This is a genomic window from Heliobacterium chlorum (assembly GCF_014502795.1).
In the GTDB taxonomy this organism is placed as follows: domain Bacteria; phylum Bacillota; class Desulfitobacteriia; order Heliobacteriales; family Heliobacteriaceae; genus Heliobacterium; species Heliobacterium chlorum.
On record NZ_JACVHF010000004.1, the window covers coordinates 114,789 to 127,521 of the forward strand.

A 12,733-nucleotide genomic window follows, 5' to 3' on the forward strand; every position below is an offset into this window, starting at 1 on the left:
TTCAATGGTGAACCATTGAGCCCGCCCTATTTGGGGCGGGTTTGGTTTCTTTCCGGCGGGAAAACTATCTCGATGATGAGGTGAACAAGTCTGGAAAAAGAAAGAATCGCCGAAGTGATCGTTGTGGAAGGGCGGGACGATCTGGTCGCTGTAAAGCGTGCTGTCGACGCCGAAGTGATCATTACCCAAGGGCTCGGTCTGAGCCCGAAGACGCTGCAGGTCATCAAAGAAGCCCAACAGCGATGCGGGGTCATCGTGTTTACCGATCCGGACGGGCCAGGAGAGCGAATCCGCCGGTGGGTCACCGAAGCGGTACCCGGTGTCAAACATGCCTTTTTGCCGGCAGCAGTGGCGAAAAAAGAAGGGAAAGTCGGCATCGAACATGCCCGTCTGCAAGATATCCGGGTTGCCTTGAACCAGGTCCGTTCGCCGGCTACCAAGCGGGAGACTTTTAACCGCGACGACCTGCGCATCTGGAAAGTCGACGGTGTGCCCGGCGCCGGTCAACGGCGAGAAGCCCTAGGGGAAAAACTGGGCATCGGCCGGGTCAATGCCAAACAGTTCCTCCAGCGAATCAATCACTTCGGATTAGGACGGGGCGAAATCGAAGACGCCCTAAAAGAAATAGGTGAGGTTCCATGTCCAAAGAACTGCGACAACGCATAGCCCAATACGGTATTCGGGCCAAGAAAGGTCTCGGACAAAACTTTCTTTCTGACAGTGAATATGTATACCGCATCGTCGACGCGGCGGAACTTTCCTCGGGCGATGTGGTTGTAGAAATCGGTCCGGGACCGGCAACATTGACACCCCATCTGGCGGAAGCGGTAGGTCCAGAAGGTAAGGTGCTGGCCATTGAGGTCGACGAAAGCCTGCGTCCCCTGTTGACGGATCTCTGCCGGGAGTACCCACAGGTAGAGATCCTATGGCAGGACGCACTGAAAGTCGACTATGATGCGGTGACGGCGCCCTATCGAGGGGACAAGCCCTTCGCCTTGGTCGCCAATTTGCCCTATTACATCACGACACCGATCATGATGGGATTGCTGGAGGGACGGTTTAACCTGTCCCACATGGTCATTATGGTGCAAAAAGAAGTGGCAGATCGGATGCTCGCCCAAGCCGGAACGAAAGACTATGGTGCCTTGTCCGTGGCGGTGCAATATCATTGTGAAGTCAAGCTCGTCACGAAAGTCCCGCCAGGGGCTTTTATTCCCCCGCCCAAGGTGAGCTCCGCCGTCGTCCGATTGAACCGTCGTCGTCAACCGCCTGTCTCTGTTTCTGACGAAAAGGCGTTCTTTCGAGTCGTCCGGGCTGCCTTTAACCAGCGTCGTAAAACATTGCTGAACGCCTTAGGCGGACTCGGCTTGGAGATGACCAAAATGGAAATGTCAGAGCGGCTTGCACGGGTCGGCATAGATCCGGGAAGGCGTGGAGAGACCCTCAACCTGGACGAGTTTGCTCGGGCGACTGACGCACTGTACCGGTAGAGACGGCGCCTGACGGCAGGATTCTTTGAAGTCGAAGTCAAATCTATATGTTACGGCTTTTACAAGCAGCCGGATGCCTCGTCGATGGAACCGCTCAAGGGGATCCCCTTGAGCGGTCGACGGTAAGGTATTCCGGCTTCAATTTTTATCTCGTCCGAAGGGGGATATGAGCCTATGAATTACTTTCCCAGCGTATGTCCCTTAGACTGCCCCGACACCTGCGGATTGCTTTTAGGTGTTGAAGAGGGGCAAGTCTGCTCTTGTCAAGGAGACCCGAACCACCCCTTCACGAGAGGCTTTATCTGCGGCAAGATGAAAAGGTATCCCGAATACCTGAACTCCCCGCAGCGGCTGAAGGTTCCCCTTCGTCGGACCGGCCCGAAAGGAACGGGCGCTTTTGAACCGGTCTCCTGGGACGAAGCGATCGAGACCATTCAGAAGCGATGGCAAGGGATCATCGATGAATATGGTGGGGAAGCGATCCTTCCCTATTCCTATGCAGGGACAATGGGGCTCGTCCAGCGGAATAGCGGTCACGCCTTTTTTCATCGACTCGGTGCGAGCCGGCTGAAACGGACCATCTGTTCTACGACAGCCGACCTAGGCTGGACGATGACGTTGGGCAGCACCATGGGGAGCGACGTAGAAAACATCGTCCATTCCGACCTGATCATCATTTGGGGGATGAATGTGGCATCCACACACGTTCACTTTCTTCCCTTCCTTAAAGAAGCCAGGTCCCGGGGCGCCCGGGTCATCCAGGTCGATTGTTATCAAAACCGTACTTCACCGTATGCCGATGAGGTCGTCCTGATCCCACCCGGGACAGATACGGCCTTAGCTCTCGGGATGATGCATGTCCTAATTAGGGAGAACTTGTTGGATCACGCCTTTATTCAGGAGCAGACCAGCGGTTTTTCTGCTCTTACCGAGAAGGTGCTTCGAGAATATGATCCGGAGCGAGTCGCCCAGATCACAGGGCTGCCCGGTTCAATCATCGAAGAGCTGGCCCGAGCTTATGGTTCGGCTCGGGCGCCCTATATCCGTATCGGCAACGGACCTTGCCGCCAGTGGGATGGTGCGATGATCTACCGGACGTTGGCCTGCCTGCCGGGGCTGGTTGGAGCTTTTACGAAAAAAGGCGGTGGGATTCACTGTTCATCCAATACGGGCCAGGCGCTTCCGACGGGCGTCGTTACCCGGGAAGATCTGTTAGCATCGCCCGTTCGGGAAATCAACATGATTCAGTTGGGCAAGGCCTTAACGGAACCGGGCGGAGTCCCTGTGAAATCACTCTTCGTCTATCATGCCAACCCTGCGGCGGTGGCTCCTGAATCGGATCTCGTCCTCAAAGGGCTGGCCCGGCCTGACCTCTTTGTCGTCGTCCATGAACAGGTGATGACCGACACAGCTCGTTATGCCGATCTTGTACTGCCGGCGACCGCTTTTCCGGAACATGCCGATCTGTACCGATCCTATGGTCACTTTTACATTCAAAAGACGCAACCTATCGTCGCTGCACCCGGTGAAGCGAAGAGCAACCTGGAGGTCTTTACGCTGCTCGCTCGCGCTTTCGGTTTCGAGGAAGAGCATTTTGAGAAGAGCGCCGAAGATCTGATCGAGGAACTGCTCTCACAAGGTACGCCCTTGCTGGAAGGAATCGACCGGGCCGCTCTCGAGGCTGGGAAGGCAGTTCGGCTGAACGTGGGCGATAATCCGCCGCTGCGATTCGGCCGGTTCCAAACGGCCTCAGGCAAATTGCTCTTTGAAAACCCCGATTTAGCCGCTAAGAGCTATCCCACCATACCTGAGTATCGGCCTAGGGAGAAAAGTGAGCCCGAAAAGGACTATCCCCTGCGACTGCTGGCCAACCCGGGTCATCACCTCTTGAACAGCACCTTTGGCGGAAGAGAAGATACGGAGCGATTAGAAGGTGCCCAGCGGATCCTAATCAGTGAGCAGGACGCCTCGGTGAGGAAGATTGAACAGGGGCAACAGGTCAACGTATTCAACCACCTCGGAGAAGCTTGCTTTGCCGCCCATGTGACAAAACAGGTACCAAAGGGAGTGGTTGTCGTCGAGGGAGTGCGGTGGCATTCACGGGTGCCTGGCGGTAAGAACGTAAACCACCTTACCACCAGCCGGGGAACCTTGTTGGCCGAGGGATCCTCTTTTAATGATAATTTCGTAGAAGTCGAAAGAAAAAACTAAAAATCGTATTAAAAAGGGGATTGCCAAAGAGCTCATATACCGCTACAATAAAACCAAGACAGAGACGTCTGATTGAAATAATCAGACGTCTCTTTTTTTATTTATCACCATGTCAAACGGATTTTGTAGGGGGAGAGCGAAGTAGATGAAAAAAATTGAAGCGATCATTCGTCCAACCAAGTTGGATGAAGTCAAAGAAGCCCTGAACAAAGTGGGTGTCCGCGGAATGACTGTCACTCAAGTGGCTGGTTGCGGACTGCAAAAAGGGAAGAAAGGATTCTACCGCGGCTCTGAATACGCCATCGACCTGCTGCCTAAGGTAAAAATCGAAGTGGTCGTGTCCGATGCCGTTGTCGCCGAACTGGTAGATGTCATTTCCCAACAGGTACGTACCGGTGAAATTGGTGATGGTAAAATCTTTGTTTACCCTGTCGAAGATGTGATTCGCATTCGTACCGGTGAAACCGGCGACGTCGCACTATAAGAGGTTAAAGTCCATGTCGTGTATACCTAGGGGAGCATAGAGGCTCCCGAGGGAAGAGGTAAAACTTCCTTCGGGAGCCTTGTGTATTTTTCGAGAGTAAATGACGTAATGTTGAGGAGGAACGGCGATGAAAAGATTTGCCTTACTTGCAGCCATATTGCTGCTCTTTACCTGCCTATTCGGTTTACCTGCCTTTGCCGATGAACCGGTGAAAGCGGATGCAAAAGCTGCTGTTACAGAAACGAAATCCGATGCAAAAGCTACCGATGCAAAAGCCACTGATGCGTCTGTCAAAGAAACTGCCCCAGAAGCCGCGGCAACTACGGAAGCGGTAGCCACAGACGCCGCCGCTGCAGCAGAAACTGCCGCTCCGGAACCTCCAAAAGTTGATACCGGTGATACAGCCTTTGTCATCTTGTCCGCAGCTCTTGTTATGTTAATGACTCCCGGCTTGGCCTTATTCTACGGTGGTATGGTTCGTAAGAAAAACGTTCTCAGCACCATTATGCATAGCTTCATCGCTATCGGCCTGGTTTCTGTGCTTTGGGTTCTCTACGGTTACTCCTTGGCTTTCGGCCCGGATATCAATGGTCTGATCGGTTCTCTTTCCTGGGCCGGTTTCAACTCGGTCGGTGCCGACCCTAACCCCGACTATGCGGCCACCCTTCCTCATAACGTCTTCGCTATGTTTCAATTAATGTTTGCAATTATTACGGTTGCTCTGATCAGCGGAGCCTTTGCGGAACGGATGAAATTCTCGGCTTTTCTCCTTTTCTCTGCATTGTGGGTATCGTTGATTTATTTCCCTCTGGCTCACTGGGTATGGGGTGTGGGCGGTTGGTTGCGCACCCTAGGTGCTCTTGACTTCGCCGGCGGCACGGTCGTTCACATCAGCTCCGGTGTCTCTGGTCTCGTCCTCGCCATCATGCTCGGTAAACGTCGTGGGCTCGGAACGACTCCGATGCCGCCGCATCAACTTCCTATGACCGTTCTTGGTGCAGGTCTCCTCTGGTTCGGTTGGTTTGGATTCAACGCCGGCAGCGCCTTAGGTGCTAACGGTCTGGCCGGTAGCGCTTTTGTCACCACCAACACGGCTGCGGCTGCAGCGGCGATGGCCTGGATATTCGCCGAATGGATCCGCCAAGGAAAACCGACGGTCCTCGGTGCCGCCTCCGGTGCTGTTGCCGGTCTGGTCGTGATTACCCCGGCTGCAGGATTTGTGACTCCCATGTCTTCCATCATCATGGGTGTTCTCGCAGGTATCATCTGTTACATCGCTGTCGTCTTGAAACCCCGCTTGGGTTATGACGACGCTCTCGACGCATTTGGCATCCACGGTGTAGGCGGAACCTTCGGCGCCATCGCCACCGGTATCTTCGCCACCACTTCTGTAAACTCGCTCGGAGCTGACGGTCTGCTCTACGGCGGCGACCTGCTCACCAAGCAATTGATTGCCACCGGTGCGACCTACGCCTTCGCCGCTGTCGGGACCTTCATCATCTATCAAATCGTCAACGCCATCTTCAAAGCCCGTGTAAGTGCCGAAGACGAAGAAACCGGTCTGGATATTTCGCAACACGGTGAAGAAGGGTATCCGGACTTCGTAGTCCACGGTGGAATCTCCAGCTTCAGCTTTGTAGAAAGCTCTGCAACTGCAAAATCACCGGCCAAAGAAATGGTGCACGGTCACTAAAGGGAAGCAAATCCCTAAAAAATCATAAAAACAAGAACAAAAAGTCCAAGGCTGGGGTAAAATCCTCGCCTTGGACTTTTTACGCACCCCCCTCCCCTCGCTCTCATACTCATAATAGCGAGGTGAAGTATATTGAGCGCTACGTATAGGGGAGATGCTGCGGATGGAGGACTTGCGCATCGGGACCATCGTCACCCGCAACTCGTACGGCAATGATATCTTTTTTCGAATCATGGAGATATGGCCGGGGGATGAGGAGCCCGAGGTTCGGTTGCAAGGACTGGATATGCGGCTGGAGGCAGATGCGCCGGTGAGCGACCTCGAGGTACCGCCCCTGTTGGAGGTATTTCGCTATAAGCAACGGGTCGTGGTGCAGAACTATAAACGGATCGGCCGGTTGGTCGATCGGAGACAAAAGAGAGCTCTGCCGCTAGCCGATGATCCCGCCGGGGATCAGCAGCGTAAACTGGCCTGTCAACGACCTGGTTCGGTATTGCATATCGATGGCAATGAAGAGTATCTGGAAATATGTATGGATACCTACCGCCAGTTGAACATCAAAGCCCATGGGTTTCATCACTCGGAAAAAGAGTTTCCCAATGTGGTCTGCCGGTATCTGGAGAAGTATTCTGCCGATATCCTGGTGATCACTGGACATGACAGTCTGCTCAAGAGCGGTGGAAAACCTGAGATGATCGAGTCCTATCGCAACTCACGCTACTTTGTAGAAGCGGTAGAGGCGGCGCGAAAATTGATACCCAGTCCTGATGAACTGGTCATTTTCGCTGGGGCCTGCCAATCTAACTTTGAAGCGATCCTGTCGGCAGGTGCCAACTATGCCTCTTCACCGGAACGAGTCATGATTCATGCCTTGGATCCAGTCTTAATCGTTGAAAAGCTGGCTTATACTCCTGTACACGAGTATGTGGAGCTGGAAGAAGCGATCGCCAATACGATCACTGGCCCTGACGGGATCGGGGGCATCAAGACGCGCGGTTGTTTTCGTTGGGGAGACGCGAACCAGGTCTATTAAACGGGGATAATCCATTCAAAACAAAATTGGCAACCAAAAAGCCCGCTGCATTTAGTCAGCGGGCCGATCTAATTTATAAAGCAATGGTCCTGGAACTTTGGGTATTTCTTCTTTCCATAAACTCCGTTCAAGCCATGACCGCAAACGCTCGCCCGGTGCCGCTTCCTGCAGATACCGTTGCAGAATCGTTATGATTTCCCAGGTCACCTCATCGTGGCTAAGCCAATGCCCTACTGGAACAGCAAGTTTAGGAGTGCGCCCCAGTTTACCGCCGGCAAGCAACGTCCAGCCACTTTTCCCTGGTTGGAGAGTGCCGCTTGGACAAGCGCGAACACAACGTCCGCAAGTGAGACATTCATCGGAAATCACAGGGCCGTCCTCATTCAACTGCATAAAGCCCTCCGGGCAGGACTGGACGCAGGCATGGCAGAACAGGCAGGGCTCATCGGTGATCAAAGGCTCCAGGCGCCCCTGTAATCCAAAGTCGCGAATTTGCGGTTGCGAGCAACTATTGGGACAGCCGGACAGGGCCAATCGCAGAACCGAATGGGCTGAACCAGCCTGAAGGTTTTGGCATTGCCTTTGCAACAGGTCGTTCAAGGGCGTGGCCAAAGAAGCCGTATCTAGAACTTTGTAACGGCAACCGCTATCGCCACGACAGGCAGTGAGCGCAAAGGGGGGCAAATGGGTCATATCCACCATCCTTAGCTGAGAATACTGGTTACAGTATACGCTTAGCGGTAGGGGGAGAACGTGATGGACATCATACTTCCTATGTATACTTCATGAAGCGGCGAATATATTAGAAAAGCGGGGCGGCCCTTGCCCGTTCGCGAAGGCCAAGCGAAAACACCGGCAGGACAGCTGCCTTGCGGAAATTTGTGAAAAAAGGCTCCATCTTTTCCGACCTCTTTGATTAGAGTGAATGGAAGGATGGAGTTTTTGTCAAATAAAAAGGAAATTAGAGGCTATTTGCGGAATATACAAGCAAAGATTGCTTGGAAAGGAGTTGGTCCCCATTCTGCGTATGCAGGCGCCAGCCAAGATCAATCTTACCCTTGATGTCCTGGGACGCCGGGCCGATGGGTATCACCAAGTCGTCATGGTTATGCAGACGGTGGACTTGGTTGATGTGGTGATGGTGAGTGTCAATCGGAACCATCAAACCATACTTCTCCAGGGCGGTTCGGAAGAAGCTCCGCCAGACCAAACCAATCTCGTCTACCGAACGGCAGCGCTCGTTCAGGAACAGGCTCAACTTCCCTATGGAGTCGAGATTGAACTGGACAAACAGATCCCCGTCGCAGCGGGACTCGCCGGCGGCAGTTCTGATGCGGCGGCGACGATGAAAGCGCTGAACCGTCTGTTCTCGTTGGGCTGGGACGATAAAAAAATGGAATCCCTGCTCGCCCGGCTCGGGTCTGATATTCCCTTTTTGGTCCGCGGCGGCACAGCCCTGGCGACAGGGAGGGGAGAAGCCCTACATAGTCTTCCGGCTGCGCTCGACTTTTGGGTGATCTTAGTCAAACCGCCTTTTGGTGCCTCTACCCCACAGGTGTACAAGGCTTTAAATGCGAAGTCCCTTCCAGACCCATTGCCTTGGCCGGAAGAGATGACCCCGGAAGATATCCCTGAAGAGGGCTATTCGGCGAACATGCTGAAGGCTCTTCGTACCGGTTCCTATCAAGCTGTTCTAGACGCGATGGGCAATGACTTAGAAAAGGTGACGCTTGAATGGTTCCCTGAACTGAAGCTTTTAAAAGAAAAGCTCCTGCGCCTCGGTTGTGACCGGGCGATGATGTCGGGAAGCGGCCCCACCATCCTGGGCTTTACCGACGAAGAAGCTAAAGCGAGATCTATCGCTGAAATACTGGCTAAAGAGACACAAACGCTGAATTACCGGGTCATGGTTGCCCGGACATTGGGACGAGAGGAGGCCGACGAATGGATCGTCGATTGCTGCCGATAAAACTGGATAACTATCGGCCCTTGCGGGATATTGTTTTTGAAAATCTAAGAGAGGCGATTATTTCAGGTATATTAAAGCCCGGTGAGCGTCTCATGGAGATTCAATTGGCTGAGGAAATGGGTGTTAGCCGTACTCCCGTTCGAGAAGCCATCCGTAAACTTGAACTGGAAGGTTTTGTCGTCATGGTTCCCCGGAAGGGTGCTTATGTGGCGGGCATTTCGGTTAAAGATATTACTGATGTCTTTGAGCTCCGGGCAAGTCTAGAGGCGTTGGCCGCTGGGCTGGCCGCTCAGCGTATCACCGAAGAAGAGACCGAACAGATGGAACGTCTGCTGGTAAAGACAGCCTCCTATTTCGATGAAGAAAAGATCGATGAATTAGTGGAAGTGGATATCGATTTTCACGATATGGTCTACCGGGCGAGCCGCAACCAACGGCTGGTTCAGATCATCGGAAACTTGCGGGAGCAGCTCCGCCGATTCCGCACCACCTCACTCAGCCATCCTGGGCGTATCAAGGAGGCTTGGGAAGAACACAGTAAGATGGTCGAAGCGATAGCCGACCGCAATGTGGCTCTGGCGCAGACCTTGGCTTGGGAGCATATCGAGAACGCCGAAAACAGCATGCTCGAAGCGATGGGGATTGTCAAAGAGAAGTTGCAGTCATAAAAGACGAGAAGAGGGAGGGAGCTTTCGATGGACGCCCTGATTCTGGCGGCAGGCAGGAACGACGGTCCGCTTAAAGCCTATGGCGTATCTATGGAAGCCTTGATCCCCCTCTCTGGTCGGCCGATGACCGATTATGTGGTACAAGCGTTAGCGAACAGCCGCGACATTGAGCGGGTAGTTGTAGTGGGACCGGTAGAGTTGAGAGCACGCTATGCAGGTGATCGCCGTATCACCGTCGTCTCCGGAGGCGACGATCACCTGGACAGCTTACGGCGAGGGCTAGCGGCCTTGCCTTCCACCGATGGTTATATCTTAATCGCCACCGGCGATCTGCCTCTGCTGACTCGGCAAGTGGTCGCTGATTTTCTCAGCCGCTGCCGGGAGATCGACGGCGATGTGTACTACCCCGTTGTCCGACGGGAGAAATGTGAAGAGCGCTTTCCCGGTGTTCGACGCACCTTCGTTCGGATGCGGGAGGGGGAGTTTACTGGCGGAAACTTGTTTCTCGTCCGCCGTCGAGTCATCGACGGTGCCATGGGGAAAGCCCATCAGTTCATCTGCCTGCGCAAGCGGCCCCTCGCGCTCAGCCGTTTGCTCGGCTGGCCCTTTGTCCTTCGCTTTCTCTTTCGCCGGCTCAGTATTGATCAGGCCCAAGAGCGCATGTCAGCAATTTTCGGATTCCGGGCGGTTTGTGTCATTTCCCCTTGTCCTGAGTTGGGCATCGATATCGATAAGCCTGCCGATCTGGAAATGATCGGTCGATGGTTTTCCAAAACATAATTACACCTTCCTGTCCATAGGAATGGGATAAGGGACCGGAGGTGAAATTGGCTGATGAACGATTTCCCTGCAACAGGCTCTGAGAAGACCAGGGTGATTCCAGTACGCATTCAAGTCCTGATGGGACAATATGCAGCGCTGGAAGAACCGCTGGTTTTTTCTTTTTCTGAGGACAAACCGCCGTTGCCGGCACGGTTTCAGCTTGAGCTCGATAAACTAGGCGGTGAAGCCGTCTATCTCAGTTCAGTGACCGCGGAATACGGCGGTGCACACTGTTCCTTTGGGAAGGAAGAAGTACGGATCCATATGGAGTTCGCCCTGTCCATCGTCCTTAAGTCTCACAGGGGGACTTTTACCCTGGTGCAAAAAAACTACCGAGCCCGTTGGATTCGCTCCTGGGACGAATTGCTACCCGGCCGAAGGGATATCGTTGATCCAGGGCGATGGGTAGCCCAAGTGGAAATCGGCCCTATTCATTGCGAAATCGTCGATTGGCATCGGCAAGGAAGCCAGATGATCCTAGAGGTAATGGGGCGCGGATTGATGAAGATTGGTTTCTATGAATGGTGTGACGTGGATGTAAACGTTTCGGCAAAATCATCGGAAGAGAGCTATCGCGAAGGGGAGCAAACGCAGCCGGAAGGGCAGAGACGGAAGGTCAGCCCTATTGTTAAGGCGCAGGAATTACCGGGGGCGAAGGTCGCCAAAAAGATATTGAAATCGAAAAGGGAACAGATCGTACAAAGGGAAAGTGAAGCAGCCCCATCGTTGGGGACCCTTTTGTCAGCCGATGTCATAGAGGTAGCCCGGCGACCTTTCGGGGAAGTGGAACGGAGAGCGATCCCGGTGCCGTCCCATCTACCTGTCGATGGAAGTCACCGTCGACCCAACGATCCTCCTGAACGAGACTATCGGAAACAAGCTCAAGAGAGAAGGACGGGCAAAAGCTTCTTTGGTACGGCTGGGCCTGCCCCAACGGAGCGGCAGTGGGAGCACCGTCTGATCCAATTGCAGCGACAGATGGCGGAGAAGGAGCGAAAAGTGACCGAACTGATGACAGAATTGCAGCAAACGCGAGCCGAACAAGAGCGGCTTAAACAGGAGAACCGGGATATTCTACGTCGAGTGGAAGAGCAACAGATAAAAGGGCGGCCGTTCTTTTCTCGCGTGTTCGGCCGTACCGGTGCTTGATGAGTTAACCATCCTCACCAAATAGACCCATGTTTCATACAATGGGGTAGGCAACACACCATAACCGGCTGAGAAAAAGAGAAGCCACAGTTCACCGATTCGCAGGCCCGATCATAATATGTGGCGAGCCAGTATGGTCTGAAAGCTTCGAATTTGGAGGTCTATCGTAAAAGGAGGATGTGCATGGATACCAAAAACGGCACCATCGAGTTGTTCGCTCAAGTCGTGGTGGCGAAAAACGTTCAACGGGATGAACCGATCTTCTTTTGCACCGATCCCGTCAATCCGAATCGGGTCATCCCCTTTCGGATCTGCCTGGAGAACGTCGACTGTGACCCCATCGTCGCCATCGAAAATATCATCTTCGACTTTAACCGCAAGGAAGATGTCACGGTCAACCTGACAGGGAATGTGACCATCACCTTGAAATTTGACCTGGTCTTCCTGGTGAAAGACGCATCGGGCAATCGTGCCGTCCGAGTCATCCCCGGGACCTTCACCAAGATCATCCAGCTGCATGAATTCTCGCCGTCCCTTACGCCGGCTGAATTGGCCGAAGAAGTGGAAGACGCCGAAGTCCTGGTCCGTAACGTACGCTTTGATGTCATCCTGCACAGAAATGACGAATGCACCAGCCAACAAGGAAATCGCGGGACCCCGGCCGATGTTCTCGTCTTCGCCGATTTGATCGTCAAACTGACACGCTTTACCGACGTCGTTGTTGTCGGCGAACTGGATATGCTCGAAAAGATTTAACTCATCGCTTTATCACTGGAAGTCTGAAAGGCAGGGATTTTCCCTGCCTTTCGTTTTTTCTGGAACCGGAACTAGGGATGTCGAATAGGATATGTTGATCAGGCAGAACGCAATTTCATGAAAGGAGGCAGGAAGGGGTCATGGGAAGAACGAAGGAAAACATACTGAAGGCGCTTGTCTACGAACAAGCAGCCTATTATAACTACCGCAAGTTTGCCGAAGAAGCCAAAAAAGACGGCTTGAGCGAAGCGGAAGACTTGTTTTTGGAACTGGCTGCACAAGAGATGGAACACAAAAACCGCTTATTGGGGCAATTAAAAAACCTGGTTCCCCCCGACTTAACCCGCGGTAAGCGACGATTGTCCTTAGTCTCCAATCACGTCCAAGGAAATTCGCAGGATTAGGCCGGACCTCTGCCGCTGAGCCGAACTTTGCGGCAGAGGTTCAGGGCTTTTTAA

13 protein-coding genes are annotated in these 12,733 nt (G+C 53.4%); 12 read left to right on the plus strand and 1 reads right to left on the minus strand.

All coding sequences use genetic code 11. The features are described 5' to 3' along the window. Window positions 1–114 precede the first annotated feature (114 nt). From rnmV to yabG, 6 genes are all read left to right on the plus strand, one after another. Window positions 115–666, plus strand: a complete 552-nt coding sequence (gene rnmV, locus H1S01_RS06535; RefSeq protein ID WP_341479046.1) for a ribonuclease M5 — start codon at window positions 115–117, stop codon at window positions 664–666. After that, entirely contained in the window at window positions 639–1,490 is an 852-nt protein-coding gene (gene rsmA / locus H1S01_RS06540) for a 16S rRNA (adenine(1518)-N(6)/adenine(1519)-N(6))-dimethyltransferase RsmA (protein ID WP_188039289.1), read from the plus strand. The genes rnmV and rsmA overlap by 28 nt, the downstream gene beginning before the upstream one ends. A 174-nt stretch (window positions 1,491–1,664) precedes the next feature. After that, the gene (locus H1S01_RS06545) at window positions 1,665–3,701 is read left to right on the plus strand and encodes a molybdopterin-dependent oxidoreductase (RefSeq protein WP_188039290.1); all 2,037 of its coding nucleotides are present in this window, start codon (window positions 1,665–1,667) and stop codon (window positions 3,699–3,701) included. 145 nt (window positions 3,702–3,846) lie between these two features. Next, entirely contained in the window at window positions 3,847–4,185 is a 339-nt protein-coding gene (locus H1S01_RS06550; protein ID WP_155475549.1) for a P-II family nitrogen regulator, read from the plus strand. A 127-nt stretch (window positions 4,186–4,312) separates the two neighbouring features. Next, window positions 4,313–5,878 carry an ammonium transporter gene (locus H1S01_RS06555; protein ID WP_188039291.1) on the plus strand — a complete coding sequence of 522 codons (1,566 nt, stop codon included), beginning with the start codon at window positions 4,313–4,315 and terminating at the stop codon, window positions 5,876–5,878. 163 nt (window positions 5,879–6,041) lie between these two features. Then, entirely contained in the window at window positions 6,042–6,911 is an 870-nt protein-coding gene (yabG, locus tag H1S01_RS06560; protein ID WP_188039292.1) for a sporulation peptidase YabG, read from the plus strand. A gap of 51 nt (window positions 6,912–6,962) precedes the next feature. Here the strand turns inward: yabG and H1S01_RS06565 are convergent, their stop codons facing one another. Then, on the minus strand, window positions 6,963–7,604 hold the full coding sequence (locus tag H1S01_RS06565; protein ID WP_188039293.1) for a 4Fe-4S dicluster domain-containing protein: 642 nt from the start codon (window positions 7,602–7,604) through the stop codon (window positions 6,963–6,965). Between the two features lie 301 nt (window positions 7,605–7,905). Here H1S01_RS06565 and ispE point away from each other — a divergent pair, with 301 nt between their 5' ends. The 6 genes from ispE to H1S01_RS06595 all read left to right on the plus strand — a co-directional run bounded on the left by ispE (window position 7,906) and on the right by H1S01_RS06595 (window position 12,679). Further along, on the plus strand, window positions 7,906–8,880 hold the full coding sequence (gene ispE, locus H1S01_RS06570; RefSeq protein ID WP_243237103.1) for a 4-(cytidine 5'-diphospho)-2-C-methyl-D-erythritol kinase: 975 nt from the start codon (window positions 7,906–7,908) through the stop codon (window positions 8,878–8,880). After that, the gene (locus H1S01_RS06575) at window positions 8,856–9,548 is read left to right on the plus strand and encodes a GntR family transcriptional regulator (RefSeq protein WP_188039294.1); all 693 of its coding nucleotides are present in this window, start codon (window positions 8,856–8,858) and stop codon (window positions 9,546–9,548) included. Before ispE ends, H1S01_RS06575 begins: the two co-directional genes overlap by 25 nt. 27 nt (window positions 9,549–9,575) lie before the next feature. Then, entirely contained in the window at window positions 9,576–10,328 is a 753-nt protein-coding gene (locus H1S01_RS06580; protein ID WP_188039295.1) for an IspD/TarI family cytidylyltransferase, read from the plus strand. Between the two features lie 54 nt (window positions 10,329–10,382). Further along, entirely contained in the window at window positions 10,383–11,519 is a 1,137-nt protein-coding gene (locus tag H1S01_RS06585; RefSeq protein WP_188039296.1) for a hypothetical protein, read from the plus strand. 183 nt (window positions 11,520–11,702) lie between these two features. Further along, on the plus strand, window positions 11,703–12,275 hold the full coding sequence (locus H1S01_RS06590; protein WP_188039297.1) for a hypothetical protein: 573 nt from the start codon (window positions 11,703–11,705) through the stop codon (window positions 12,273–12,275). 140 nt (window positions 12,276–12,415) lie between these two features. After that, window positions 12,416–12,679: a ferritin family protein gene (locus H1S01_RS06595; RefSeq protein WP_188039298.1), complete on the plus strand. Its 264-nt coding sequence runs from the start codon at window positions 12,416–12,418 to the stop codon at window positions 12,677–12,679. The last annotated feature ends 54 nt before the right edge of the window (window positions 12,680–12,733 follow it).

What these genes read in the sequence shown, in the direction of transcription:
- rsmA (WP_188039289.1), top strand. Translation starts at nt 639, where the DNA reads ATGTCCAAAGAACTGCGACAACGCATAGCCCAATACGGTATTCGGGCC.
- H1S01_RS06545 (WP_188039290.1), top strand. Translation starts at nt 1,665, where the DNA reads ATGAATTACTTTCCCAGCGTATGTCCCTTAGACTGCCCCGACACCTGC.
- H1S01_RS06550 (WP_155475549.1), top strand. Translation starts at nt 3,847, where the DNA reads ATGAAAAAAATTGAAGCGATCATTCGTCCAACCAAGTTGGATGAAGTC.
- H1S01_RS06555 (WP_188039291.1), top strand. Translation starts at nt 4,313, where the DNA reads ATGAAAAGATTTGCCTTACTTGCAGCCATATTGCTGCTCTTTACCTGC.
- yabG (WP_188039292.1), top strand. Translation starts at nt 6,042, where the DNA reads ATGGAGGACTTGCGCATCGGGACCATCGTCACCCGCAACTCGTACGGC.
- H1S01_RS06565 (WP_188039293.1), bottom strand. Translation starts at nt 7,604, where the DNA reads ATGACCCATTTGCCCCCCTTTGCGCTCACTGCCTGTCGTGGCGATAGC.
- H1S01_RS06575 (WP_188039294.1), top strand. Translation starts at nt 8,856, where the DNA reads ATGGATCGTCGATTGCTGCCGATAAAACTGGATAACTATCGGCCCTTG.
- H1S01_RS06580 (WP_188039295.1), top strand. Translation starts at nt 9,576, where the DNA reads ATGGACGCCCTGATTCTGGCGGCAGGCAGGAACGACGGTCCGCTTAAA.
- H1S01_RS06585 (WP_188039296.1), top strand. Translation starts at nt 10,383, where the DNA reads ATGAACGATTTCCCTGCAACAGGCTCTGAGAAGACCAGGGTGATTCCA.
- H1S01_RS06590 (WP_188039297.1), top strand. Translation starts at nt 11,703, where the DNA reads ATGGATACCAAAAACGGCACCATCGAGTTGTTCGCTCAAGTCGTGGTG.
- H1S01_RS06595 (WP_188039298.1), top strand. Translation starts at nt 12,416, where the DNA reads ATGGGAAGAACGAAGGAAAACATACTGAAGGCGCTTGTCTACGAACAA.